Origin of the sequence: Pseudomonas sp. MF6767 (assembly GCF_016405475.1) — a bacterium.
Taxonomy (GTDB): domain Bacteria; phylum Pseudomonadota; class Gammaproteobacteria; order Pseudomonadales; family Pseudomonadaceae; genus Aquipseudomonas; species Aquipseudomonas paracarnis.
On sequence record NZ_JAEKCY010000019.1, the window covers coordinates 65,451 to 90,286 of the forward strand.

The window sequence follows — 24,836 nt, forward strand, 5'->3', positions numbered from 1 at the left end:
CAACACGTAACTCCTTTCTCTTTTCGCAACGTGAACAATGCGGCGATGTGGTCGAGTCTAATGGTGATTTTTCATTCTGATAATTCGTATATCAACTTGGTTTATTGCCGAAAAACGCATCAATTAAAATGGGGGCACGGACGTTCCCGGCCGTCGAAGAGACCGAGACAACAATGCAGTCTAGGAAGCTGGCGAGAGGTGACCAGCGCACCGAAGCGATGTCGAATGCACCGGCCTTCCCTGAGCAAGTCAAGCGGTTACCAGGGAAGGCCAGCATGATTCGCTGGCGAAAGTGGCTTAACCTGTGAATCGCTCTACGCGCGCAGGGCTTCGCTGCATCAGAACCTTTCCGTTGCGGATCGACATCAGCACTTGCCCCTGGCTGCGGATCATTTCGTAGTCGTCTGGCGCGGACAGGATCAATACATTGGCCGGTCGGCCGATCTCAAGCCCGTAGCGATCACCCAGGTGCAGCGTCTTGGCGCTGTTATCGGTGATCAGATCCAGAGAACGCTTCAGGTCCTCGTAGCCGAGCATATGGCAGATGTGCAGACCCGCTTCCAGAATGCGCAGAATGTTGCCATTCCCCAGCGGATACCATGGATCGACGATTGAGTCCTGACCGAAGCAGATGTTCATGCCAGCCCGGTCGATCTCCGCAACCCGAGTCAGGCCGCGACGCTTGGGATAACCGTCGAAACGACCTTGCAAATGGATGCTCTCGGTCGGGCAGGAAATAAAATTTATGCGCGAACGCTTGAGCAATCGAAACAGCTTGTAGCAGTACGCATTGTCATAGGAGCCCATCGCCACCGTATGGCTGGCGGTTACCCGCTCACCCATGTCGCGCACCCTCGCCTCCTCGGCCAGCACTTCCAGAAAGCGCGACTGTGGATCGTCGGTCTCATCGCAGTGCACATCTACCAGGCACCCCGTCCGCTCCGCCAGGTCCATCAGAAACTTCACCGAGGATTCGCCCTGCTCACGGGTATTTTCAAAATGCGGAATACCGCCCACTACGTCAGCACCCATGGCCACGGCTTCGGTCATCAAAGCACGGCCATTCTTGAACGATTCGATACCCTCTTGAGGGAACGCAACGATTTGCAGGTCGATGAGGTGCCGGGTTTCCTCACGCACCTCCAGCATGGATTTGAGCGCGGCAAGGCTTGGGTCGGTGATATCGACATGGGTACGCACATGCTGGATACCGTTATCGACCAACATGTCGATGGTCTTGCGCGCACGTACTTTAGTGTCCTCATGGGTCACTAGCGCCTTGCGCTCGGCCCAACGTTCAATTCCTTCGAACAGCGTACCGCTCATATTCCATTTCGGCTCGCCGGCGGTGAGCGCGGCGTCCAGGTGGATGTGTGGCTCGACAAACGGTGCGGTAACCAGATTCTGTCCGGCATCCAGGTCGGTTGCGTCAATGGTTTGAAGCACATCAGTCTGAGGGATAATGGCCGCAATATGCGCCTCATCGAGCTCGATTCGAAAAAGGCCGTTTTTACCGCGCAGTCGCGCGTTTATGATATTCATACTTACTCCTTGCTATTGACGTCGGTCATGCGCCATACCAGCAGCGCGACCGAGGCATTCATGCGAAATAGAGGGTCATCCAGCGACAGCCCGCTGTGTTGTTCGATGCGTTGAATACGTTGGGTGATGGTGTTGCGATGGATCGCCAGCCGGGAGGCGGCCTTGAGGGCATTGCCGTTTTCCTGCAGCAACGCATCCAGGGTCTCAATCAGAGTGAACGGGTGCTTGCGGGTAGGCTCGATCAAGGCGCCGAGGGTCTGCTTCACGAAGTGATCAATCACCGTACGGTCGCTTATGCCCTGCAACAGCCGCAGTACTCCCAGCTCGCTGAAGTCGCAGAGGCCGCTGGCCGGTCGCAGGTTTTCCGCAACGTCTAGCGCTTGACGCGCCTCGCTTAAGGCCTGACGGTATTGGCCACAATCCTCGACCCGGTTTGCCAGCCCCATGAAAACCGTCATGGTTCCAATCAAACTGCTGAGTTCGCGGTGCAGATACAAAAGATCGTCACGCAGCTGTGCACGGTTCGCCAGTAGCACGATGAACAAATCACCTTGTAGGATTACCGGCAATGCTTCAGGTAAACGGCGGTTCCAGGCTTCCAGGTAGTCTTGCAGTGCCTGTTGCGTCTGCTGCAACAATTGCTCAGCCTGGGCCGGGGGATGGTTTTCGAACAGACCTCTGACCGACGACAGCCGCAAGGCCACGAGATGACGTGGCCCTTCAAGAGGAAGCTGCACGTGCTCGGCACGCTGGCGCGCGATAGCCAGGCTCGGGTAGTCGCCGGTCAGCAGTTGGCTGAGGATGTCATGACGTGAACGCCGCGCCTGAGCGGTCTGCACCAGCGCCGTGCCGATCGTGTGGCTGACGAAGACCATCTTTAGAAGATAGGGCTGCTCAATCAGAGGCAGGCCAAGTACCTCGGCCCGCTCGATAACCGCTGGGGGGATGCTTTGAATGAACGTTCCCCCGGTGAGAACCACCAGACCAGCAATCCCCATATCCACACCGTCTTCGACTACTCTCAGGAGATTAGCCTCGTTCCTGGTGTGATTGACACCAGTAATAAACACCAGCTCGCCCCCCATCACCCACTCGGCGATCCCTTCGTTCTCAGCCACATAGGGCCAGCGGACACTGCGATGCAGCTGACCCGCACCAGCACGCACGCTCAGCTCCTCGAGGCCGGTCAGTTTGAGGACTTCCTCAACGATCAAACTCACTACTCCCCCTGTGCGGCGCTCACCGCGACACGACGACCGCTGAACTGCAGCAATCCTATATAACAGACGGCTGATACAGCGATACCCACCAGCGGAGCGACCCAGGGCGAGCAGTATGCGACCAGGGCCCCCACGGCGTAGGCGCCCAGGCCCATGAGGTTGTAGCGAGGCAAGCTGGCATTCGCTAACAGCGGGTATTTACCACGGTGGCGATACCAGAAATCAGCCATGATTACACCGCCCACAGGAGGAATGATCGAGCCCAGCAGCACCAGAAACGGGATCAGCATTTCGTACATACCGCCGATGGCCAACAGCACACCGACACCCGCGGCAGCAACCGTCATGGTGCGTCGTCGCTCGCTGCGCAGCAGATGGCAAGACGCAGCGGCGACGTTGTAGATGGTCGGACCTTGAATGGTCCAGAGGTTGAGGCAGAGCATGATGACTGCTGCGAAGGACAAGCCTTGAAGGATCATTACCTCAACGATATCGGCCTGCTGATAGACGATTGCACACCAAGCTCCGGCGACCACCATCAAGCCGTTACCTATCAGAAAGCTCACGACACTGGCGATGATTGCCACGCGACCGGTACGCGACAACCGGGTCCAGTTGGTCGCCTGAGTAGCACCGCTGGCGAAGGTGCCAAACACCATCGTCACCGCCGCCGAAAAGGTCATGGTCTCATGGGGAATGACAGCCGCCAGCCCCTTAAAGCCTCCAATATCGCGGGTGGCGATGTACATGGAAACGATCAGCAAAATAAACATCAGCGGTACAGAAACACGCGACAGGACATCCAGGCCTTTGTAGCCCACGATAGCCGTGATGCTGAAACCAAAGCCGAACAGGATCATCAACGGAATCGTCAGTCCTTCGGACAAGCCAAGCATTTTTACCAGAACAATAGCCGCCGTCGCGGTGCCCCAGGCGTACCAGCCCAACTCAGCAAAGCCCAGCAGAAAGTCGGACAGCCTGCTACCCGCCTCGCCGAAACAAAACCGTCCCATCAGGACGGTGTTAAGGCCACTACGCGAAGCAATGAAAGCCAGGGCCGCAGCATAGAGTGCCAATAGGCTATTGCCGATGGTTGCAATCCATAACATGTCGGTGAACGAAAATGCCATGCCCAGCTTCCCACCGGCGAACATTGTGCCGGTAAAGAACGTGAAACTGAACAGAACCATGGAAATGGAAAGAAGCCCCTTGCGCGCAGATTGCGGGGCTTCGCTTAACGGAAAATCGCCAGATGCACTCATGTCTTTTTTCTCCAGATCGAAAGCGTTGATGGACAGGCCTGCAAGGGCTGGAGCAAATACTGGGCCTGTTCTCAAACGCTAGAAAATTAAGAATTAAGCGTGCGAAGCGAATACAAGGTAATGTGCATCTATCACATTTTTATAGGCAATTAATTTGGCTGCGTATGCACGACGCCCTTTTATGTAGCGCGAACGCACTGTTTAGGTACGAAGCCCGGCGTAGCAAATACCTTGCTCAGCATATAGCTGAGAATCTTGCAGGGGCCCTCAAGTCCGTCAATATGGCTGTCGACAGTTCACCGACCCAACACTAAGTCTTTTCTCTGACTGAGCTTGTAGCAAGGCAACGATTTAGCTCGTTTGGGCGAACCCGTTTATAGCGATGCATCAAATCGAGATTGATGTCTCTCCGTCTCTTTGGTGATATTGTACCCCCACTACCGATACCCTCAGTTTTCAAACCAGGATCACCCGCTCCATTGAGGCATTGTTCTGACAACCCCTACGACAAGTAACGGCATGGGCATGGGCTAACGCCAGTGACGGAGGTGAGACGGATGTCTGACGTATTGCGAGTCCCTGCACGACCTCAAGGCTTTGTGTGAGGTAGAATTTTAACGGGTTAGGCTAACGGTATGAGCATTGATCAGCCACCCGTGCAGGATGCAAGCAGTACACCCACGCAAACTCATATTTGGGCGAGACCGAAAATCGCTCTTTATATCGTCCGACGCAGGGCCAGGCGAGAATTCCAGCAAAATACCGCCTAAACTGCTTGGTGTTTAAGCACAGCTGGTGGCGTGACCTGGCAGGTTAAAACATACATGCGGTGGACTTTTCCCCTGCATTCACTTGCTCGGATCAGGCTGCTAACCGATCGCCTTCTTTAGCCAGACAGCCCTTGCGTGCAAGCTAGCACTGCACCGTCTTCAGCGGCCGTTGCCGATGCTCCCGGTGCAGGTACCTCGTACTATGGAGTGCTGGTTGTGGCGCCGGCCGCGATTGGTGCGGCCGAGCCAGCGCCGTATGCGCACCACTGGGCCATGGCTGTGGCACCCGGGCGGCTGCGGTGACTCGCCGGACCGTTGCGGTTCACGCCGGGTGTGCCCGAAGGGGCGGAAGAGCGGTCGCGGTAGGAACGGCAGTTACCTGCCGCCCCCCGCACAGATCCGTACGTGCGGAACTACCGCATACGGCTCCTGCCTCGGGTATGTGACGCAAAGCGATCCTCAGGGTAAGGATGTGCATTTCTAGGTCTCGGGATGTAGAGATCGGCAAGGCGTCCGTACCGTGACCATTGAAGCCGATTACGCTGGCTGCGTCGCTTAAGGGCTTGCCGCCAGAGACGGCATACCGCCAAACGAAAACCGCTAAGACGTATCAGGTTCCCCGGTACCGCGTGGTAATTGAAGTAACCGCTCACCACACGTTTGAGCCATTGCCCTTGAACCCGGACAAGGTCATGACGCCGGCGACTCAACTCCTCACGGATAGCAAGAAGCGTCGCACGCATACGCTTTTTGACAGTCAGTCGCAGTACTTGGAAGTCACCGCGTCGGCTGACACTACAACAGTGGGTGAAACCCAGAAAATCAAAAGTCTCCGGTTTTCTCAAACCTCGTTTCCTGCGATTCGTCACAGCAAAACGACCAAACTCGATCAGTCGTGTTTTCAAGGCGTTGAGCGATAGGCCGAACCTGGCCAACCGTTCCTGCAACTGCACCAGAAACTGCTGAGCCTGCACTTTCGTCCTGAACCCCACCACACTGTCATCCGCGTAGCGCACGACAATCACATCGCCACGGGCGTGGCGCTCGCGCCACTGCCTTGCCCATAGATCCAGCACGTAGTGAAGATAGATATTCGCCAGCAGCGGCGATATCACTGCGCCTTGGGGCGTCCCCTTGGTCGCAGCCACCCTACGGCCATCCTCCACAACGCCCGCTTGAAGCCATTTGCAGATAAGCCCGAGCAAGCGCCGGTCTGCAATTCGGTGTCCCAGAAACATCAGCATCCATTCATGGTCGATCTCATCAAAGAACGACGTGATATCCGCATCAAGTATCCAGTTCACCTTTTGGCTTTTCAGCGCGACCGTTAACGCAGCCAGCGCATCGTGCTGACTGCGGCCCGGTCGAAACCCATACGAGAATCCAAGAAAGTCCTCTTCATAGATCGCATTCAGAACGGTAATAACCGCCTGCTGTACAATCTTGTCCTCCAAAGAGTCAATGCCCAACGGGCGCTGCCTGCCATCGGCTTTGGGAATGTACACCCGCCGCGATGGCGTTGCCCGATAGGCTCCACTGTGGAGCCTTGCGTGCAAATCGGTCACCCGCTGGAGAAGACCTTCCTCATATTCTCGCCACGACATGCCGTCCACGCCCACCGCTGCATCGCGGCGCAAGGCATAGAAGCTCTGCGCCAATAACTGCGGTGTGATGTGGTGCAGCAATGCCGTGAACTGCATGCCCTTGTTCCTTCGGGCTGCTTCACGTACACCTTCAAGTCCCATCGACGCGCAACTGATCCGACTCTGTGTCCGGGGCGCGGGGGACGTGTCGGTGTTTCCCTTGGCTACGTCCCTTTCCTCCACTATCTCCGCAGGGCTTGGCCCCTTGTTCGATGGCTTCTCAGGTACTACGGACGTATCCGACTTCTCAGCGACGTAGGCAGCAGGGTTACGGCTTTTGGCCTTTCCTCCTCCGCCCGGTGCTTGCGCACCGGGCACCGCTGAGATCTCCCAGTTTCTGTGCAAAGGACTTCCCGACGTGCACAGGGTCTCCGACCGCGCGGGATCAGAGCATGACTGGCGTATAACGCCATGCTCCGTATTGCCTTCTGCTTCGGTTAACAGCATCGGCATCCCGAATTCCTGATTACGCGGCTCAATGGCTGGCCCATCGGTTTCCCCTGTCAACGCTTCACCCTGCACCTCACGGTGCAACATGCATGACTCGGGGTCTGGTTGATTCGCCATTTCTTACCAGTATCGAACTTTCATCGACTATCCTCTGCCAGCTTTAACTGGCGCTCTAACCGTCCGGCAAAGTCACCTACCCGATCCCAGCAAAGGGCGATGTTCTCCACCTAAAAATACGTGGACACCATCACTCTTATCGTCAGGATTCCCATGCGCCGAAGAACGTCTTAGCCCAAACCCCTTAAAGCCCAGATAGTCCAGGAATGCCTGCAACCCGGCGTGTCGATGGCCAGCGTCGGGGGAAGGTTCCGTGTTTCCAGGTAATGCTAGGGGACGACACCTAGATCAGTGCCCCCCGCAGGAAGCAAGCGACGCATCCAAGCAAGCTCGCCTTTGCACCAAACCACAAATTTTGTCTCGATATAGATTGGCGATGGGCCAGGGTGAGAATGAAGCAGCATTCCGTATACACTGCTCGATATTTGGCCCTACTGGCGGTGGGATTTGCTCGGTAACTGCATACATGCGATGGACATTCCCTTCCGTAGCCATTTGGTCGGATCGACCGGCTTCAAATCGACCCCCAAGGAAAACCTTGAGTGCAAGCAGGTATCGCTTTGTCTATTGATCGGACACTCGGAGTAAGATCCTAAGACTGAAAGCGGGGTTAACCCTCGTAGAAACAAAATGATGTTGCGAACGTCGGCATATTGCCGCAAAGCGCGTCACTTATGCAGTTGAGGAGTGCGAACAATGGCGAAACTCCAGGCGGCGCTCCCCCCCGCGGCGGGACGTTCGGCTAATGAACCACGGCCAGTGAAAACCGTAGGTTTTCTGGTCATACCAAATTTCACCACTATCGGCTTCGCCTCCGCCGTGGAAACATTGCGCATAGCCAATATGGCGGCGCGTCAACCGATGTTCCGCACGGTTATCATCGCAGCGAACATGGACCCGGTCACGGCCAGCAACGGCATGCGCATCCTGCCCGACTACACCATCACCGATGCACCAAAACTAGATATTCTGTTTGTTGTCGGATCAAACCCGATCGTCTCTAATCACAGCAGTCAACCGTTACTCAACTGGCTACGCAAGCTGGCGCATGATCAGGTGCCACTAGGTGGTATTTGCACTGGGAGCCACTTATTGGCGCGCGCTAATTTGCTCAAGGGTTATCGCTGCACGATTCACTGGGAAGATATCGAAGCCCTGAAGGAGCGTTTTCCGGGGATCATTATTTCCAACCAGTTATTCGAGCTCGATCGTGATCGCTACACCTGCTCCGGTGGCGTCGCCTCTATGGACATGACACTACAGTTGATTGCCCGCGAACCCGGTGGTCGGGACATCGCAGCACATGCGGCCGAGTTGCTACTGTGTGATCGGGTACGGGGCGCACAGGAACAGCAACGCGTCCCATTACGACAGAAACTGGGCACGTCCCAACCTAAGCTCAGCCAGATGGTGGCAATCATGGAAGCCAATCTCGATGAGCCATTGAGCCTTGAGGAGCTCGCGCGGTTGAACGAAGTATCGGTGCGGCAATTGGAACGCCTATTTCACAAGCACCTGCAACGCACACCGAGTCAGTATTACCTGGAGCTGCGTCTTTCGCGAGCGCGGCAATTGCTATTGCGCAGCGAGTCGCAAGTGCGCGACATTGCCCTAGCTTGCGGATTTGTCTCCCCAGCGCACTTCTCCAAATGCTACAGCCGTTTCTTCGGCATATCGCCCATAAGTGAACGAAAAAAAGTGGCTGCCGTGCATTGATTGTAGGAGCCGAGCCTGTTCGTCACGGCGACCTCAAGGACGCGATCAGAGCATGCTCGGCCTATACAGGGTAGTGATGGTGCTGGTCAATCCTGCAAGGCTTTATGCGCGGTCTCGCGACTGGCGAGCATGGCAATCAAAGCAACGGCAGCGGCCGCCAGTAGATACCAGGCTGGCGCCATTTTGTTACCGGTCAATTGAATCAGCCAGGTCGCAATAAAGGGCGCAGTGCCGCCGAAAACCGCATTGGCGATATTGAAGCTAAAGGCAAAACCGCTGAAACGCACGCGGGTCGGGAATATCTCGGCGAGGAAGCACGGCAAGGTGCCATCATTCATCGCCAAGATCGCGCCAAAAGCGATCTGGATCATTAGAATGACGACCAGCGGCTGGTTGTTCAGCATGCCAAACAGCGGCCATGTAAGGGCTAGGAACAGCACCGACGCGGTCAGCAACATGGTCTTTCGTCCGAACAGATCAGACAGTTTGCCCATCAGGAAAATCAGCCCGATATAGGTCGCCAACGACACCGTTGACGCCATGAACGAATCACTCTCGCTCATGCCCATCTCGGTGGACAGGTAGGTCGGCATATAACTGAGCAACAGGTAGAACGCCACCGCATTCAGGCATGTCACACCGATCCCGGTAATCACGCTACGCCGGTGCAAGGTCAAAAGTTCGCGAACTGGAGCGTGGGTCGCGCATTCCTTGGCCTCGAGGCGTTTTTCCATCTCCAGAAATTTGGGTGTGTCTTGCAAACTCATGCGAATGTAACGCCCGACTAGACCGAACGGTGCCGCCAACAGAAAGGGCAAACGCCAGCCCCAGCTGTGCAGATCCTCAACGCTCATCCACGAATGCAGACCGGCCACGAACACTGCTCCGAACAACAAGCCGGCAGCAGTGCTCGCAGGCACGATGCTGGTATACAAACCGCGTTTACCCTCGGGGGCATACTCGGCCAGAAAGGCTGATGCACCGGCGTACTCTCCGGAAGCGGAAAAGCCCTGAAACAAGCGGATTAGGAACAACAGAGCCGATGCCCACAGACCAATATGGTTGTAAGTCGGCAGGATACCGATGCAGAAGGTCGAGACTGACATGATCAGAATCGACCATGACAATGCGCTGCGCCGCCCGTATTTGTCTCCGAAGTGCCCCCAGACTAGCCCTCCCAGCGGTCGGACGATAAACGACAGCGCAAACACCGCGAAGGTTGCCAGCAGACCGGTCGCCTTGTCGGTCTGAGGAAAAAACGTCAGTGCAATAACGGTTGCCAGATAGCCGTAGGCTGCGTAGTCGAACCATTCGACGAAGTTGCCCATGAAACTGGCACTGGCCGCGCGCCGCAGTGCCTTGCGCTCGGACACCTGTTCAAGCTGCTGGTCCAGGATCGGCGTCAGACTTGCGCTTCAGGTGCTCATTGCGAACCTCCGGTGGTAGAGGTGCAATTATCGGAATGAAGAGGCAACGCTGTATCGCTACCTGAAGCGGTATGGAAGTTGGTTTGGTTTGAGCCAGTGGCCGGAATCATGACGTAGAACATGACAAATACCCTCTATTGTTTTACTTGGCAGGGTTTAGGGTCAGTAAATGATGCGCGATATTATCGTGCATACGTTGCTTTTTCCGTTTAACTCAGCCGCCGGGACGGTTTTTTCTACACGTTTGCCACTAATAAAAGAGAACGCCGCACAGGTTCACTGTGCGGCGCGTAATCTCACTTCTTGATGATGTTGTGTTCCGGGCCATACGGGAATTTGGTGATGTTCTCCCCACCCTGCTCGTTGACGATCAATATGTCGTGTTCGCGGTAACCGCCCGCACCCGGAAGGCCTTCAGGCAGCATGATCATCGGCTCAATAGAAACCACCATCCCCGGCTCTAATACCGTGTCGATGTCCTCGCGCAGTTCCAGCCCAGCTTCGCGGCCATAGTAATGGCTCAGCGTACCGAAGGAGTGGCCGTAGCCGAAAGTGCGGTATTGCAGAAGATCGTGCTCAAGGAAAATCTCGTTAAGTTGCAGGGCGATATCACAGCAGCGCATGCCCGGCTTGATTAGTTTCAGGCCGGCCTCGTGCACTTTAACGTTCACTTCCCACAAACGCAGATGCTCGTCGGAGCAATGGCCCAGGAACATTGTGCGTTCCAGCGCAGTGTAATAACCAGCGATCATCGGGAAGCAATTGAGGCTCAGGATGTCGCCTTTGTTAACCTTGCGCGAGGTCACCGGGTTATGTGCACCGTCGGTGTTGATGCCAGACTGGAACCAGGTCCAGGTGTCCATCAGTTCCGAGTCCGGGAAGGTGCGGGCAATTTCTCGCACCATTGCCTGGGTAGCATGCAGGGCGACTTCATACTCCGGCACCTGATCACGCAAGGCTTCCACGATTGCTGCGCCACCGATGTCTGCCACGCGGGCACCATGGCGGATGATTGCATGCTCTTCGGCGGATTTGATCATGCGCATACGCATACAAGGTGCGCCGATGTCCACCAATTCGGCCTGCGGGTAACGACTGGCAAGTTTGTCGCGATTGAGCAGGTTCAGATGGTCAAATTCGATGCCAATGCGTCCAGCTTTCGGCAATGCTTGCTGGATCGCGACGAAATAATTGTCGCGCTGCCAGTCGGTGTAAACGATGTTTTCAGTACCCACGGTGCGGCGCCAAGGCTGACCGCCATCGATGTTGGCGCTGATAGTAACGGCACTGTCTTGGGTAACGACCAGCGCGTACGGGCGGCCGAAGGAGCAAAACAGGAAATCGCTGTAGTAGTTTATGTTGTGATAGGACGTGAAAACTGCCGCATCAATATTGTTTTGCGATAGATACGCTCGCAATTTGGCCTGTCGATTGGCGTATTCCTCAACCGAAAACGTCGATTTCACTTTTTCGCCGTTCTTGATCTGGATGGTTTTAGGCATTTGCATGTCATTTATCCTTGTCGTTGATTCAGCGACGTAAGACGCCACTCTGGCTGGCCGCTGAAGATCATTCGAACAGATGCGAAGTAGGATTTTTTGTGCGAATCCGACCTGTAATTGACCAGACCCGCTATTTTCGAAGGGGAACTCAGGGCTAATCAAAAAGCGCTACACACCGCGATGTTTTGGATGACATATGTCCATGGACGATCTCGACCGTCGATATCGAGTCATAAACGCAGCTTAGATGCTGACGATAGGTGACCAGCGCAACGAAGCGAGCGAGTTCGAGTGCATGGGTCTTCTCTGGGTGAGGCGAGCGGTCATAGGGGAAGGAGATGCAACATTTACTGACACAAACGGTTCAACCGGAGAATAACTCCATGCGCGCCGAGCTGCGCTGCATCAGGACTCTGCTTTGTGGAGCGACATCAGACTACAGATTATTACGTAGTCGCCTGGGGCGGACAGGATCAAACATGAGCAGGCCGCCTAACCGCTAGCCTGTAGGGGTCTGCCAAGTGCAGCGTATTTGCGCTGTTATCGGTGATCAGAGCGAAAAAACGCTTGAGTTCCGAGTAGCCCAACACATCTCAGATGTGCAGACCGGCTTCCAGAATGGGCGAGGGATGCAATTCATCAGCGGATATCATGATATAGACGATAACATTCTTGCCGAGGCAGATCTTCATTCTAGCCCGATCAATCTCGGGACAAGGGTGGCCACGATGCTAGAGAGATTACCGAAACAAGCTTGGTGATGGATAATTTCGGTCGAGAAGTAAATAACATTGATATGCGAACGGTTGAGCACTTTCGAATCGGCCACACAAAAAAACCCAGGGTTCTGTCTCTTAATTTACATCGATAAGCCAGCTCACAACGATTATCTGGAATTAAGTTCGGACCTGGGGAATCGTACCACTTGCGCCTGATTTGACTGCCAGATTCTTTTCAACTTCTAACATAATATACCGCCCATACTCTTGTGCTAGAAATTCGCACATGAGCCCTTGAACAGCTTGGCGGCCAATACATGTCAGGCGTCCACGGTCGACACAGAATGGCGCGGTAACAAATTTGATGTCTTTGTAAATACCGAGGTGCTGGGAATACCCTGTTTCAGGTAGGCTGCAACGAAAACCATTTAGCGCGCCACTCATTGCCAACAACCAGCCCGCACCGCCGAAGGCCCCCAGATTAACAGGCTCGGTGATCCAATGGTCCAGCCGCTGCATGACAGCATCGTAATCCGCATCGGAATGTAGATTCTCCGCGGTACACAGGATCAACACATTAAATAACTGCGCATGGTCCAGCCGAGTAGTCTCGGTAGCTATGCCGCTGCTTGCGTTAAGCGTGCCCCCTTCTAAACTGAGAATTTGCCACTCACAAAGCTGAAAGCCTGCTACATGATTAGCGGATCGTAATGGCTGTATAGCATTCGCTAATGAATATAGGTCAAACCCCTCAGAGAGCAAGAATCCAAATTTCACAATATGCAACTCACCGCCAGGGAATTTAGACACTTTTCTGCATCCTCAGTACCATGCTTAAACGCAACACCGCACAAGATAATATTTAGCATCTAATGCTTCTGGAAAGAGATCAAATGATAGTTTGATCACAAAGTAAGACCATATTGATGTAAATGCAATTCAATTTACACTGCCACCATTCTGCCGCTCATTCCATGACGTAAGGAACTGAAGTAAGCGAGGGCTGGTGGGAGCCCCAAATATTTGGCTAGGAGGTCCCTGTTCCTCTACGCGACCATCAGCGAGAAAGACGACTTTATCCGATACCTTTGCCGCAAATCCCATCTCATGCGTCACGATAACTAATGTCATACCTTCACTCGCAACGTCCTTAATGACATTGAGCACCTCTCCTACTAATTCGGGGTCTAAAGCTGAGGTAGGCTCGTCAAACAGCATAATGCTGGGTTCCATCGCCAACGCTCTGGCTATTGCCACCCGTTGCTGTTGACCTCCGGAGAGTTGACTCGGGTAGCTGGAAGCCTTATGAGCGAGACCGACCTTTTCAAGCTGGGCCTCCGCCATTGCATATGCCGCAAGTTTCGGCATTTTTTTTACAAGCCTCAGGGGGGTGGCAACATTATCAAGAACACGCATATGCGGCCATAAATTGAACTGTTGAAAAACCATGCACACCTTGCGAAGCGAACTCTGGATTGTGTTTTCGGGTAATTGGTACAAACCTCCAGTAACAGAGCTTCCGTAACCAATAAGGCGGTTATTTACCAATACCTCACCACCGTCATATTCCTCAAGAAAGTTTATACATCTCAGCAACGTTGATTTACCAGATCCAGAACCTCCGATGATGCTAACAACCTCGCCTTTTGCGACGGTGAGTGAAATGCCTTTGAGCACTTCATGCTGGCCATAGCTTTTTTGCAAATCACGAATTTCTATAGCGTATGAATTGGACATGCATAACCTCAGCGCTGCAGATAGTTTTTAAAATGACGCTCAGCTCTGGAGCCAATGCCAGCTAGTACAATGGCAATAGCCCAATACGTCAACGCCAATATCGTATATGGTTCCAGCATCGAGTAGCTCTGAACAGCAATTGTCATCGCCACATTAGTTAACTCAGCGACTGTTATAATCGACAAAACAGACGACTCTTTTAGTAGAATTATCGTCTGCCCGACAACTGCTGGTACGCACCGAGCCATCATCTGCGGCCACAGCACAACTCGAAATGCCTGGGTACCTGTCAGTCCCAGATCTCTTGCAGCTTCGAGTTGACCTTTTGGAATTGACTCACGTCCAGCACGAAATATCTCTGCAAAATAGGCTGCACCATACAACCCTAGACCTATCAATCCTACGGTTTCTGCAGTCCAGTCAATACCTATGTATGGTCCCCCATAGAAAACCAAAAATAATTGTAGAAGAAGCGGCGTACCCCGAAAAACATTTAAATACAGCTGATATAAAAAGGCAGCTGGTTTGTTATTAGGCTTGTAAAAACTCTGTAACGCCAGGCCTAAAACCATCCCCAGCGCAATTCCCCCAATACTCATTTTCAGCGTAACGCAAATCCCGGCTAGGATTGAGCCACCGTACTCGTCAAACAGACCAATGCCAATCAAAGGCACCTCCTATGCAATTTTTAGCCTAGCTTCCAGCCAGTTACCCACCCGTCCAGTCGCCATTGTTAGGGCCAAGTAAAGCAGTCCAGTCACGATAAAGAATTCGATGGGGCGGTAGGTAGTTGAGGCAAGGGTTTGAGCTGTCCTCATAAGCTCATGTACAGCGACAGCAGAAATCAATGAGGAATTTTTAATGATATCGATAGTTTCGTTTACAAGAGCAGGCAACATGGCCTTCAACACCTGGGGTGTTTTAATATAAATCAATGCTTGCCAGCGCGACAGACCAAGATCTCTGGCCGCCTCAGTTTGACCGTATGGCAGAAGCTGGAAACCGGAGCGCAATATTTCACCCTGGAAGGCTCCACTATTCAAAGTTAACGCGACAATCGCGGCGGCCAGTGGAGGTAAACTTATCCCAATAGAAGGCAGTGCATAAAATACTAGAACAAGCTGTACCAACAAAGGCGTGCCTCGAAAGAAGCTTACATAAGCAGCGCAGAACATCCGGAGCCACCTATGCTCACCCATCAGACCAAGGCAAACAGCCCAGCCCACCACCAGCCCTAACGCAATAGCGGTCAAAGATACCCATAGTGTGGTAAACAGGCCTGCCAAAAGCTGTGGCAAATAGTGGGCTGTAGCTGTTAAATCAAACATACCTAATTTTCCCGACTAGCATTACTGCATTCAGTTTATCGGTGCTGGAACAGCATCAGTAGGTAGAGGCATTTCGAAGCCGAACCATTTGCGCTGGAGCTTGGCTAACTCACCACTTGCGTTCAGCTTTGCAATACCGTCACTGAAGAATTTAACAAGAGAGGCGCTGTCAGCATCTTTACGACCGGCCCACGCATAGTATGTCGGCGGTCCGAAGGGAGGCTGTACAATTTCAAATACATCTCCACGTTCCTTGATTAAAGGCGCGAGATTGGGTAGGGATTGAACGACTGCATCGACGCGACGGGAGGCCAAAGCCGCATAAGCCTCATTATAGTCCATAAATGCCTTGATTTCTTTCACGCCCGAGTTCTTCGTAGGCTGCAGTACAGTCCGCTCATACTCCTTGAGCACGTCGATTTGTGGGGCTCCAGCTTGACTTCCTACTACCATGCCAATCAAATCTTCGGCACTATTGATCCGAGCGTCTCCTTTACGCTTCAATACTGCCACACTAGCAGTGGAAAAAGGCAAGGTAAAAGCAAAACTTTCTGCTCGCGCCTTAGTTATAGTAAGTGACGTGGCAACGAAGTCGAATCTTTTGCTGGATAATCCAGGAAGTATGCCCTGAAATGGCACATCTAATTGTTTAAGTTTGACCCCGGGCAAATCAAGCATAATCGCGTCGAGCAAGTCTTTCCCGTACCCGACAATTTTACCGTCCTCGATCATCTCAAAAGGCGCATAACGTGCTTCGGTTGCGACGACAATCTCGCCACGCCCCTTGATGTCAGAAAGTAAATCAGCCTTAGCCTCAGCAGCTGCAAAGGACGCTAAAGTGCCAACTAACAATGGAGTCAGCAGCGAGTACAGTGGTCTCATGACGCGATCCTTTCGATGAGTTACGAGTAGAAGTGGGCGAATCGGTTGGCGCTCACACAGCATGTCCACAACCGAAATCATGAACAAACGGCTATTTTTAACGTCGACTCATTAGGTTTACTAATGTCGGCATGACTCATGCTTGTACTGGTAAAATCCCAACTGCTGGAGCCTCGTCATGTCTCGTGCCCTACCTTCTCTTGAGGGATTGCGCTACTTCGATGCTGCTGCACGGCACTTGAGCTTCACTCGCGCATCAAAAGACCTGTTCCTTACACAAAGCGCTGTAAGCCAGAAGATTCAAGCGCTTGAGCAGGAACTGGGCTATGAGCTTTTTTATCGCCTGCCTAGGGGCTTGAGGCTTACGCACCGCGGTGAACGCTTGCACATCGGAGTCGACCAAGCGTTGAGGCTTTTAGGAACGACTTTGCACCAAATTGGAGATGAAGAGCTAAGTGGCACGCTAAAAGTGCGCGTGATGCCCTCCTTCGCTAGCAAGTGGTTGCTGCCGCGGATGCCATCCTTCAATCAAGCCTACCCTGGCATACAGTTGGAGGTAGAAGCGGATCTGAGTACCCCTAATTTCAATAGCGACGGCGTCGACTTGGCAATCAGCTGCGCTTGGACTGACAATGCCAAGCTCTCTCAGCTACACCTATTCGATGACCTCGTTTATCCAGTAGCCAGCGCGGATTTGTTGGCACGATTAGAAATCAAAGATTATGGTGATTTGTGTCAGACGATCTTGTTACATGACTCTATGCCTCACGCTGCCTACAGCACCAACTGGGACGCTTTTTTCTCCCGGCACAGCCGCTACGATATCAATACCCGTGGAGGCTGCTCATTTTCGCGGGCAGACCTTGTGTTGCAGGCGACTTGTGATGGCCAGGGGGTCGCGTTAATGCGGCATTCGCTGTGTGCCAAAGAGATAGCAAACGGTACTTTGGTCAGGCCGTTCCCTGAGGTAATGCAAGATGGCCAAGTATGGCTAGTGCACCCTAGCATCCATGAAGACCGCCCTAGGGTTCAGGCGCTGAAGAAGTGGATTAAGAGCGAGGTGGAGCAGCACCTGTCACAGCGGCGCTTGAACCTAGGTAGCTAGATATCTGCCTGAGCCATAAGCTCTGCTAATAGTACGGAATTAAAAATCGTCATTTGTTCCTATTGGGCGTGAAGGAGATGCTACGCGCTGCCTTCACTAGACAGGAACCTCGGCATGAGCATGCCTAATTACATTACACTTCAAAATGGACCTAAAACACGGTCTACTTTCAGTGTGAAGGAAATGTCCCGACGCCTTCAACTATTACGTCAGCATATGACCAACACCAGTTTGGACGCCATTGTATTGAGCTCAATACACAACATAAACTATTTTGGCGACTTCCTCTACTGCGAGTTTGGGCGTAGCTACGCATTAGTAGTAACGCATGATAGCTCCATTCTTATCACGACCAATATTGATGGAGGCCAAGGTTATCGCCGCAGCTGGGGAGATAATCTTGTCTATACAGACTGGAAGCGTGATAACTATTTTGTTGCTCTACGTAAAGCAATCCCATTAAAATCTCGCCGTATAGGCGTAGAGTTCGATCATCTATCCCTCGATAAATTTCGCAAGGTAGAAGCCGCTCTTGACAATGCGGAACTAATTGGCATCGCGCCTGGCACCAACCGTATTCGCATGTTCAAGTCAACCGAAGAAATCCAGCTGATTCGTATTGGTGCAGCCGTAGCGGACGTAGGAGGTGCGGCTTGTTTAGAGGCGATATCTGAAGGTGTGCCTGAATACGAGGTAGCACTTGCAGGGACGGCTGCAATGACCAGGGAAATTGCTAAGCGCATGCCTTACTGTGAGCTTCGTGACACGTGGACGTGGTTTCAATCCGGCCTGAATACTGATGGCGCCCATAATCCCGTTACCAGTCGTCGAGTTAAATCCGGCGATATACTTTCAGTTAACTGTTTTCCGATGATCGCAGGCTATTTTTCTTCATTAGAACGAACGGCTTTTTTGGGTGAGCCAAATGCCCAGCAGCGTCGCATATGGGAAATCAACTGCAAAGTACACCAACGCGGGCAAGAGATAATTAGACCAGGGGTTCGTTGCTGCGATATTGCGGCAGAGCTAAATGAAATCTATCTACAAGCGGATCTGCTCAATTATCGCACTTTCGGTTACGGTCACTCAAATGGAGTCCTTTGCCACTATTACGGACGGGAGGCTGGGCTCGAATTACGCGAAGATATCGAGACGGTGCTAGAAACGGGCATGGTGGTATCGATGACACCAATGGTAATGCTACCGGAAGGTACGCAAGGTGCTGGCGGATATCGAGAGGGCAGCGTGCTCATTGTAAATGACAGGGGTGCGGAAAATATTACGAAATTAGGCTCTGGGCCTGAGCACAATATAATCAATCTTCCCTAGCTATTAACATCCAGAGCGGTTCAATTGATCAAGAAGTTCCAAACATCAAGAATCTGCATCATTGATTAATGATATCTGCACCTCTGGGTCATGTGGAGGATACCTAATCAGAACCCGAATTTTTGGTTAAGAGACCGAGATTGTGGCTCTGGATCGCGTAAAAAATCGATTGCTACTCGGGTATTGCTTTCTGGTAGCACTCGAAATTAAATGACCTCACCGATTTGGTCGATGGAGGAAACAGCTAGCATGAATCGCTAGTTTGAATATTGATAGTCGGTGAGAGGCCTATCCATTAGGAATGGAGGTCCGTCACGCTATGGCTATTAATGTTTTTAATTCGCATAGCAAAAGCTTCTATCGCCCTATAGATGCAGCATTGCGCTGGTGCAATCTCACTCGCTACGAAGCCCAAATTATGCACGCGGATTGGTCTCGTCCTGAGAACCTTGCAACCCTCTTTCCCCGATGGCCCAATCTTCACATCGCTGTCGAAAGGATTTTAGACGCCATACGCAATGGAGAACTGCCGTACGGCTGCCTCGGCGTTTCTGTTCCTTTGGGAAGCTACGTAGAGCCCTATCAGCTGACCATACGCCATTCAGACTTACGCCGCTGGATGGAAATTCATTATCCCGACCATAAGCCCAGCTTTTTATTCGAGTCCGGTGAGGATACATCTGCAAAGGTCAGTCTCGGAACGTTTCTTTCAGTGAAAGCAGATCGAGACGAGTTATCGAGAGCGTTGAAAGCGCAACAGCAACACATTCAAGAAATCTTGGGAGAACTCCAGTCGATTGGACTTGAAAGAGATGATCTCAAAGCCTTGGCCAAAACGAATGGTCAACTCAGCGAGCGTAGTGAACTGACCTATCACAATATGATCGGGGCATTGGTCAGCCTTCTTTTGGACCATTCGCCCGCCGGAAAACCTCTTTCGGTATTCACGAATCAAGCAGCCATCGTCGACGCCATTGTCGCCCGTCACAAAGATGTGCCCGGCCTCAGCAAGCGGACGCTGGATGAAAAGTTTGCTGTGGCCAATCGTAGCCTCAAGAAAAACAACTGATCCAGTCAATTGCGTTGCAATGGGCTTGATTGCAGTGCAATGACTCAGCCGCGCTAGTGCGATTCAATCCAAGTCACTTCCCACCACGCGCCAACAGGCGCCAGGAGTGACTAGCATGTCCAACCCATCGGTACCCGAACCCGAAGCGCCTCAACCCCAACGCCACATCATGCGACGTGAAGAGGTTGAACTAAAAACCGGCTTCAAACGTGCGCATATTTACAACCTGATGAAGGAAGGCAAGTTCCCGCGGGCGAAGCGTATCGGGCTGCGCGCGGTCGGCTGGGACTCTCTGGAAATCGAACACTGGATTGCAGAACGCCTTTCACAACAGGAGTGAGGGTGATGCACGTGGTCTCGGTGGTTTCCACCAAGGGTGGTGTAGGCAAAACTACAGTAGCGGCGAACCTCGGCGGCCTGTTGGCCGATGCTGGTCTCCGTGTTCTGCTCTTGGATCTGGATAGCCAACCCACCCTCTCCAGTTATTATTCATTGAGCCAGAAAGCGCAGGCAGGTGCGTACGAGCTCATTGCACTCAATCTAACAATACCTGAACGAATAATTTCTAGGACTGCAGTCGTCGGTCTCGACCTGATTTTCTCTAATGACGATCAAGGTCGACTGAGCACCTTGTTGCTACATGCCCCTGACGGACGACTACGCCTACACAATTTGCTCAACGATTTGCATCTCAATTATGACCTGCTTTTGATTGATACTCAGGGAGCCCGCAGTGTGCTGCTGGAAATGGCCATCTTGGCCTCCGATCTCGCCCTCTCTCCCATCACGCCGGAAATGCTCGCTGCCCGCGAAATGCGTCGGGGCACCTTAAAACTACTGAGTGAGCTCGAACCGTTTCGTCATCTAGGCATCGACCCGCCGCCGTTGCGGCTCTTACTGAACCAAGTGAACGTCAATCGGCTGGACACCCGGATGATCATCCGAAGCCTGCGCGAGAATTTCCCAGAGGCTACCAAGATCTCGGTTCTAGACACCGTAATCCCGGATCGGGTGGCGTATCTCAATGCCGCCTCCCTAGGCTTACCGGTCCACCGAATAGACGCTCGCCCGTCGAGTAAACGCCGGCGCTCGCAGTCTGCGCTAGAAATCATGCAGGCGCTGGCCATCGAATTATTCCCTGAATGGCGTGAAGCGATCTCTTCGGTAATGAGGTGTGCGGAGCCTCGATAAAAAAATCGCCCAATCAGCATTTCACCGATTTTTTTTTGATCGACCTTGAAGCCAATAGAGCTTGGTAAGGAGTTTTCTAATGTTGGATCAGTTTCCTATCGTTGTTCAGCCTTCCATTCGACCACGCGACGCGGCTTGCGAGAAGTACTGCACCGTGGCTTTTCGTTTGCAAGGGGGGCGCTCGGCCATGGTGTGTTTCCTCGCAGAACTCTCCCAACATTTCGAAGGTTCAGGGACTGCCGAAATCGTGAAATTCGAGGTCGGTGACCATTTACGTAGCCGACGTTAACCGAGGCGGTTCCAATGAAGAAGCTCAGTCAGGAGGAAATCACCGACAAGCTGCACCAGGACCACTTCACTCAAGGTCCTGGACTGGAGCGACTGTCCGATCCCGTCATCGACACTCCCATGCTGGTCACTCTGGAACAGTTACGTCCCTACGAACACAACCCACGCTTCATTCGTAACCCGGTTTATGACGATATCAAGGCGTCGATCCGTGAACGCGGGCTGGATCAACCGCCACCGATAACCCGCCGACCGGGTGAAGCCTCTTTCATCATCCGCAACGGCGGTAATACGCGCTTAGCCATTCTCGGCGAACTGTGGCAGGAAACTCGCGACGAGCGTTTCTTTCGGATCCACTGCCTGTTCCGACCTTGGAGCAATGAAATCACCGCCCTACTCGGCCATTTGGCGGAAAGCGACCTGCACGGTCAACTCACGTTCATCGAACGGGCGCTGGCAGTAGCCAAACTCAAAACCATGCTTGAGTCCGATGGCGCAGATCTCTCACAACGGGAGCTGGCTCGACGTCTTGCCGCTGGAGGCTATCCGATTTCGCAGTCGCATATCAGCCGTATGATGGACACCCTCGAACACTTATTGCCTGCCATTCCACAAACTCTGTATGCCGGATTGGGTAAGCCTCAGATAGAGCGCCTGATCGGTCTACGTAGTCAGGCTGAGCGAGCCTGGAACCGTTATCCAACCGCTGCCGTTTCATTTGCAGAGTTCTGGCTAGAGACCATGAGCTACTTCGATGGCGATCCTGAATCTTTTGATCTTGAGCAGATCCAGGACGAATTGCTCGAACGCATGAGCCACCTGCTTGGACAGTCCTACCGTATGCTGGCCCTGGAGCTGAGCGATACCCAACGGGTCGTCGCCACGCCTAGGGCTGTCACCACCACGCCTTCAGAAAACAGCCATCGGCCAAGCGGGCATGAAACTGCGGCAGAGTCGCCCTCCTCCGACCCTAACCCCGAATCAACTGATGCCCAGAGCAAGATAGAGCCAATTTCAGAAGAACGACTCACAGCCCCCGAAAAAAATACTTCACCTGCGGTCAGTCATCTATCACGCGTTCAACAGATTCGTGAGCAAATCGATCGCGAGATCTCCACCGAGCCGACGTCTCCAGTCGAAACCTGCCCAATCGACGACATTTGGATCATCACACCACAGCTGGATACACCTGAACAACTGCGTTTAGCCATTGCTGGACTGGCTCGAGAAATGGCGGCCTATGCCGGAGATGCCGAGAGCATCATTGATCAAAAGCGTGGCTTGGGCTTCGCCCTGAACATTGAGCGACTCGATCTTTCAGCGCCTCGCTCGACGGGCGTTCACCTAATGCTCCTGGCCCTGTTACGGGCTCAAGACGAGGTGAACTGGGAGGATCGCAAGCAAATCCCCTCCGCACTGTTCGGGCAGTTGTTGCTGGGGGTCTATCAACTCCCTCTACCAGATAGACCAGTCACGGACGTGGGTCTGGAGCGACTGCCTGACAGTATGCTAATCAAACTGTTTCGCCTGATCCGCTTGGCCCGGCGCCTAATCGACTTAACACTCATCTTTGAAGACAAAAACTCACCGGAGGAGCTGAGATGAACTTGTCCTTCAATATGCTCAATCAAGCCATGCTAACCCAGGTACTGCACGAACTACGCCTGGGCAACCTGCAACGCTGCAAGGCACTTGGACTGAGTGAGGATGACATCTTCATGCTGCAATCCTTACCACCGACCACGTTATCGCGCCTGGCCCATGCCACTGTCCCTTGGCTTGAGGTCAAGATTGACTCGCCGGTGCTGCATCGTTTGATCGAACAAGCTGAACGTGATGAACAGAACGAACGGTTGATCAACCGAGCGCTCAAGCTCGGCGCCAGCAGCACCATCATGTATCAGTGCTTCGGCCTGGCGCATTCGGAAACAGCCATGCGCCGGCGTCTACTCAAAATAGAAACCCGTAAAGGCCGCCCCCAACATTTGAGCGAAGCGCAGGAGCATGCGTTGTGGCAACGTTGGTGCCAAATACGAACAGAGGACGGCACCGAGGATAAACTCGACGCCATGATGATGCTTGCCGAAGAACAGCAGATCAGCTTGACCATCGTTTGGCAGCAAATCGACCAGTACAGCAACAAAACATGAATGCTGTTCCTTCCGGACGCTGGCAACGTGTCCTGCAGCAATGCACAAAGCAGCTGCATGAGCGCTGGCCTGCACGCCCAACCACTGAGCAGCCCTCCAACCAGGCTCTACAGGCTGGCTTTCTGTTTAGTGGCCAATCTCACGAAGTCGTGCCACGTCGGCTGCTGTTGGATAGTCGGTTGACGCCGTTGGAACGCAATGCCTGGCAGGTGTTTCGACTCATGCTGCAAGGCCAGGGCGTGGTCACGCCGCGCTATGAGGATTTGCAGCCTTACCTGTCGAGCGTGCCCTACGGTGCGTCAGCCTCCCGTGAAACCATTGCTCGGGTGTTGACGATGCTCAGGTTGACGCGCTGGCTCAGTTTGGTGAGTCGCGGACGCGATCAGCTCAGCGGACGTCTTCAAGGTTCGCTGTATGTTCTGCACGATGAGCCGTTAACCCCCGCCGAAGCCATGGAACTGGATCAGGATTACCTGGCGCTGGTCGGGCATGCCCTCGGCCATGCGACGAAGGCGGTGCGTATTGTCGCTCAGCACGTTGTGGAGGAAGTCCGCCAGGACACGAATATCGATCGTGATCGGTTACCGACGCGGCTCGACAGCTGGGGCGAACACTGGACGCAGCAAGGATTGGATCAGCCAGCCGTTGATGCCTTCCACGATTCCGAACGGGAGGAAGATCACCGCGTTCGGAATCGTGCAGGCCCTCGTTCGGATTCCGAACCGGGCCTGAACGTCAATGTTTCAGACACCGTTCGGAATCCGAACGCCGCCTGTACTGTATTAAAAGAAAGTATTTGTACAGTACCGCGCGCGACCCCAGCGGTGGATAACCTGCACTGGCCCGCTGCGCTGCACCTGAGCCCAAGCGAGCGTCAGGCCGTCGCCGTGGCGCTGAACAAGCTCAAACCAGCGGATCGGCAGGCGGTGCTCAACGAAGCGGGAGCACGTTGTGCGGCCGGTGGAATCCGCAAGCCAGCGGCGTATCTGATGGGCCTGATCCAGCGCGCACTGAAAGGTGACTTTCGTCCTTGGGCAGGTCAGGCCGAACCTTCACCCATTGCAGAATCACCTCCACCCGCTCCCTCGCGGCCATCTCGACAACAGGGCGAACCCGCGTCTGCCCTCGCACAAGCGTGCCTGAATGAGCTGCGCCAACTGCGTGGCAAACGCGGTGGACCTCAGTAGATTTGATGCCAGTGGCATCAAATCCATGGTGTTCCACTCTACGAACACATCGGACCAAACTATGAAACTCTTAGGGAAAAGCCGGGACATCTCTTTCGATGAACGTAGACGTCAGTAGATTTGATGCCGGTGGCATCAAATCTACTGACGTCTCCATAATTAGCCCTCTTAAACCAAACCGAACAGACCGCATTCAGTTTTT

21 protein-coding genes are annotated in these 24,836 nt (G+C 53.4%); 10 read left to right on the top strand and 11 right to left on the bottom strand.

Annotation, left to right across the window (positions count from 1 at the left end):
- Positions 1–297: 297 nt before the first annotated feature.
- From codA to ltrA, 4 genes are all read right to left on the bottom strand, one after another.
- Complete coding sequence (gene codA / locus JFT58_RS24245) at positions 298–1,542, bottom strand: cytosine deaminase (RefSeq protein WP_010565161.1); 1,245 nt, start codon at positions 1,540–1,542, stop codon at positions 298–300.
- Positions 1,543–1,544: 2 nt separating this feature from the next.
- The gene (locus JFT58_RS24250) at positions 1,545–2,762 is read right to left on the bottom strand and encodes a PucR family transcriptional regulator (protein WP_198834677.1); all 1,218 of its coding nucleotides are present in this window, start codon (positions 2,760–2,762) and stop codon (positions 1,545–1,547) included.
- A complete protein-coding gene (gene codB, locus JFT58_RS24255; protein ID WP_010565159.1) occupies positions 2,762–4,024 on the bottom strand; it encodes a cytosine permease in 1,263 nt (420 codons plus the stop codon). The genes JFT58_RS24250 and codB overlap by 1 nt, the downstream gene beginning before the upstream one ends.
- Positions 4,025–5,207: 1,183 nt before the next feature.
- Positions 5,208–6,494: a group II intron reverse transcriptase/maturase gene (gene ltrA, locus JFT58_RS24260; RefSeq protein ID WP_010565158.1), complete on the bottom strand. Its 1,287-nt coding sequence runs from the start codon at positions 6,492–6,494 to the stop codon at positions 5,208–5,210.
- Positions 6,495–7,700: 1,206 nt separating this feature from the next.
- On the opposite strand from ltrA, the gene JFT58_RS24265 reads away from it, so the two are divergent.
- Positions 7,701–8,720: a GlxA family transcriptional regulator gene (locus JFT58_RS24265; protein ID WP_010565157.1), complete on the top strand. Its 1,020-nt coding sequence runs from the start codon at positions 7,701–7,703 to the stop codon at positions 8,718–8,720.
- Positions 8,721–8,806: 86 nt separating this feature from the next.
- Here JFT58_RS24265 and JFT58_RS24270 read toward each other — a convergent pair whose 3' ends face one another.
- The 7 genes from JFT58_RS24270 to JFT58_RS24300 all read right to left on the bottom strand — a co-directional run bounded on the left by JFT58_RS24270 (position 8,807) and on the right by JFT58_RS24300 (position 16,315).
- Positions 8,807–10,048, bottom strand: a complete 1,242-nt coding sequence (locus JFT58_RS24270) for an MFS transporter (protein ID WP_233095443.1) — start codon at positions 10,046–10,048, stop codon at positions 8,807–8,809.
- A gap of 395 nt (positions 10,049–10,443) precedes the next feature.
- Positions 10,444–11,655 (bottom strand): M24 family metallopeptidase, encoded by a 1,212-nt coding sequence (locus tag JFT58_RS24275; protein ID WP_010565155.1) that lies wholly within the window; start codon positions 11,653–11,655, stop codon positions 10,444–10,446.
- Positions 11,656–12,545: 890 nt separating this feature from the next.
- Positions 12,546–13,178, bottom strand: coding sequence for an AraC family transcriptional regulator (locus tag JFT58_RS24280; RefSeq protein ID WP_010565154.1), 633 nt, complete (start codon positions 13,176–13,178; stop codon positions 12,546–12,548).
- A gap of 129 nt (positions 13,179–13,307) precedes the next feature.
- Positions 13,308–14,105 carry an amino acid ABC transporter ATP-binding protein gene (locus tag JFT58_RS24285; RefSeq protein ID WP_034128263.1) on the bottom strand — a complete coding sequence of 266 codons (798 nt, stop codon included), beginning with the start codon at positions 14,103–14,105 and terminating at the stop codon, positions 13,308–13,310.
- An 8-nt stretch (positions 14,106–14,113) separates the two neighbouring features.
- Entirely contained in the window at positions 14,114–14,773 is a 660-nt protein-coding gene (locus tag JFT58_RS24290) for an amino acid ABC transporter permease (RefSeq protein ID WP_010565152.1), read from the bottom strand.
- Between the two features lie 9 nt (positions 14,774–14,782).
- The gene (locus JFT58_RS24295; protein ID WP_010565151.1) at positions 14,783–15,433 is read right to left on the bottom strand and encodes an amino acid ABC transporter permease; all 651 of its coding nucleotides are present in this window, start codon (positions 15,431–15,433) and stop codon (positions 14,783–14,785) included.
- 30 nt (positions 15,434–15,463) lie between these two features.
- A complete protein-coding gene (locus JFT58_RS24300; RefSeq protein ID WP_010565150.1) occupies positions 15,464–16,315 on the bottom strand; it encodes a transporter substrate-binding domain-containing protein in 852 nt (283 codons plus the stop codon).
- Positions 16,316–16,493: 178 nt separating this feature from the next.
- Between JFT58_RS24300 and JFT58_RS24305 the strand changes: the two genes are divergently transcribed.
- The 9 genes from JFT58_RS24305 to JFT58_RS24340 all read left to right on the top strand — a co-directional run bounded on the left by JFT58_RS24305 (position 16,494) and on the right by JFT58_RS24340 (position 24,634).
- Entirely contained in the window at positions 16,494–17,420 is a 927-nt protein-coding gene (locus tag JFT58_RS24305) for a LysR substrate-binding domain-containing protein (protein WP_198834678.1), read from the top strand.
- Positions 17,421–17,534: 114 nt separating this feature from the next.
- Positions 17,535–18,749 (top strand): aminopeptidase P family protein, encoded by a 1,215-nt coding sequence (locus JFT58_RS24310; RefSeq protein WP_010565148.1) that lies wholly within the window; start codon positions 17,535–17,537, stop codon positions 18,747–18,749.
- 319 nt (positions 18,750–19,068) lie between these two features.
- A complete protein-coding gene (locus JFT58_RS24315; protein ID WP_010565147.1) occupies positions 19,069–19,818 on the top strand; it encodes a hypothetical protein in 750 nt (249 codons plus the stop codon).
- Positions 19,819–19,933: 115 nt separating this feature from the next.
- Positions 19,934–20,158, top strand: coding sequence for an AlpA family transcriptional regulator (locus JFT58_RS24320; RefSeq protein WP_010565146.1), 225 nt, complete (start codon positions 19,934–19,936; stop codon positions 20,156–20,158).
- A 5-nt stretch (positions 20,159–20,163) separates the two neighbouring features.
- Positions 20,164–21,009: a ParA family protein gene (locus JFT58_RS24325; RefSeq protein ID WP_010565145.1), complete on the top strand. Its 846-nt coding sequence runs from the start codon at positions 20,164–20,166 to the stop codon at positions 21,007–21,009.
- Between the two features lie 79 nt (positions 21,010–21,088).
- Entirely contained in the window at positions 21,089–21,298 is a 210-nt protein-coding gene (locus JFT58_RS30860; RefSeq protein ID WP_010565144.1) for a hypothetical protein, read from the top strand.
- A 14-nt stretch (positions 21,299–21,312) separates the two neighbouring features.
- A complete protein-coding gene (locus tag JFT58_RS24330) occupies positions 21,313–22,902 on the top strand; it encodes a ParB family protein (protein WP_010565143.1) in 1,590 nt (529 codons plus the stop codon).
- Positions 22,899–23,447 carry a DUF2857 domain-containing protein gene (locus tag JFT58_RS24335; protein ID WP_010565142.1) on the top strand — a complete coding sequence of 183 codons (549 nt, stop codon included), beginning with the start codon at positions 22,899–22,901 and terminating at the stop codon, positions 23,445–23,447. Before JFT58_RS24330 ends, JFT58_RS24335 begins: the two co-directional genes overlap by 4 nt.
- Complete coding sequence (locus tag JFT58_RS24340; protein WP_034128264.1) at positions 23,444–24,634, top strand: STY4528 family pathogenicity island replication protein; 1,191 nt, start codon at positions 23,444–23,446, stop codon at positions 24,632–24,634. The genes JFT58_RS24335 and JFT58_RS24340 overlap by 4 nt, the downstream gene beginning before the upstream one ends.
- The last annotated feature ends 202 nt before the right edge of the window (positions 24,635–24,836 follow it).